The following is a 1,634-nucleotide window of genomic DNA, read 5'->3' on the forward strand; positions in this document are numbered from 1 at the left end:
AACGGTGCGACCGGCGGCGCCGGTGGCGCCGGCGGCGCGGCGCTGGCCGATGCGGGCACGTTCAACATGTCCAACGCGATGAGCAGCGTCGGGCAGTCGGCGGCCGGCATCATGATCGCCAACCAGAACAGCGGCCTCGGCTCGCTGGTGCAACAAGCCGTCACGGTCCAGGCCAACCTGGCTGTAGGCAGGTAAGACGCTGCGCGGGCGCGCATGCCGGCGCGTGGATGGCGCGCCGGCATCGCGCCTTGCGCGGTGTTGCTCTGCAGGAGTGGGCGTACCGGCCTGTGCCGGGACGCCCGTTCGACGGAACGTCCGGCCTCCCGCCATGCGGAGACGGGACACAAGGAGGCACCATCATGCGAGCGGTCCGCACCGCTGTCGGCGCTTTGACGACAGCATTCCTGCTCTGGCCCGGCCTGCCTGCCGCGGCGGAGCCGTCCGCCGCGCCAGACGCGGTGGGCCCGATGGCCGCGATGCCGACTACCGCCGGCATGCCGGAAGAGAGCGGCAAGGACACCACGACAGCTACGGCACCGCAGTCAACGGTCGACAACTCGGCGCCAGGCCAGACGGGCACCGTGCTCGCGGGCTTCGGCAGGCCGGTCGACACAGCGGCGCTCAACGAGATCCGCGGCGGCGCCGAAGTGGTGGTCAACGATATGCGCCTGGCCGGCGTGGTCGCAGACAACACCGCCAACCGGGTGATTACCGGCAGCAACGCGATTTCGGATGGGGCGTTCGCCAATGCCAGCGGCTTGCCCACGGTGATACAGAACACCGGCGCCAACACGCTGATCCAGAACGCGACGATCCTGAACGTGCGATTTGGACCATGAAGCGGGCCAGGAAGCCGGCCATGAAGCTGCCACGCCTCGCCGCAGTGGCGGCGCTCGCCTGGGCGTCGGCCATGCTGCCGGCGCACGCCGCCGATACGGTGGTGCTTCAGCCGGCGGGCAGTGACTACAAGGTCCGGACGGTGAGCCTGAAGGAGGCACGCTTCAAGACCACCATTCGGCAGCAATACGACTTCAGCTGCGGCTCGGCCGCAGTGGCGACCCTGCTTACCTATCAGTACGGCCATCCGGTCACGGAAGCCGAAGTGTTCCAGCAGATGTACCTGACCGGCGATCGCGCCAAGATCCAGCGCGAGGGCTTCTCGCTGCTGGACATGAAGCGCTTCCTCGAATCGCGCGGCTTCATGGCCGATGGCTTCGAACTGCCGCTGTCCAAGCTCGAGGAGACCCAGGTCCCGGCGATCGTGCTGGTGGTCGAGAACGGCTACCACCATTTCGTCGTGGTCAAGGGGGTACGCGGCAATCGGGTGTTGGTTGGCGATCCCGCGCTCGGTACCCGAGCGTTGTCTCGCGAACACTTCGAACGGATCTGGGACAGTAGTCTTCTGTTCGTGATCCACAACCGCACCGATCTCGCGCGCTTCAACCAGCCTGCGGACTGGCGCGTCGCACCCAGTGGGCCGTACTGGATGGGGGTCAATCGGGACAGTCTGTTCTTTACCGTCATGCCTAAGCATGGCGTTGGAGACTTCTAGGGACCCGTCATCATGTATCGACAAGCTTTGACTACGCGGCCGGCACGCCGCGGCGCAGCCCGTGGCGCTGCCAGCTCGGCCG

At 67.1% G+C, this 1,634-nt stretch carries 2 protein-coding genes and 1 pseudogene; all 3 read left to right on the forward strand.

All coding sequences use genetic code 11. The features are described from left to right. Window positions 1–195, forward strand: a pseudogene (locus B551_RS17840) (hypothetical protein); the annotation flags it as partial. A gap of 164 nt (window positions 196–359) precedes the next feature. Then, entirely contained in the window at window positions 360–839 is a 480-nt protein-coding gene (locus tag B551_RS17845) for a hypothetical protein (RefSeq protein WP_006579046.1), read from the forward strand. Between the two features lie 20 nt (window positions 840–859). Then, window positions 860–1,552 carry a C39 family peptidase gene (locus B551_RS17850; protein ID WP_006579047.1) on the forward strand — a complete coding sequence of 231 codons (693 nt, stop codon included), beginning with the start codon at window positions 860–862 and terminating at the stop codon, window positions 1,550–1,552. The last annotated feature ends 82 nt before the right edge of the window (window positions 1,553–1,634 follow it).

This window comes from Cupriavidus sp. HPC(L) (genome assembly GCF_000307735.3).
Classification (GTDB): domain Bacteria; phylum Pseudomonadota; class Gammaproteobacteria; order Burkholderiales; family Burkholderiaceae; genus Cupriavidus.

What these genes read in the sequence shown, in the direction of transcription:
- B551_RS17845 (WP_006579046.1), top strand. Translation starts at nt 360, where the DNA reads ATGCGAGCGGTCCGCACCGCTGTCGGCGCTTTGACGACAGCATTCCTG.
- B551_RS17850 (WP_006579047.1), top strand. Translation starts at nt 860, where the DNA reads ATGAAGCTGCCACGCCTCGCCGCAGTGGCGGCGCTCGCCTGGGCGTCG.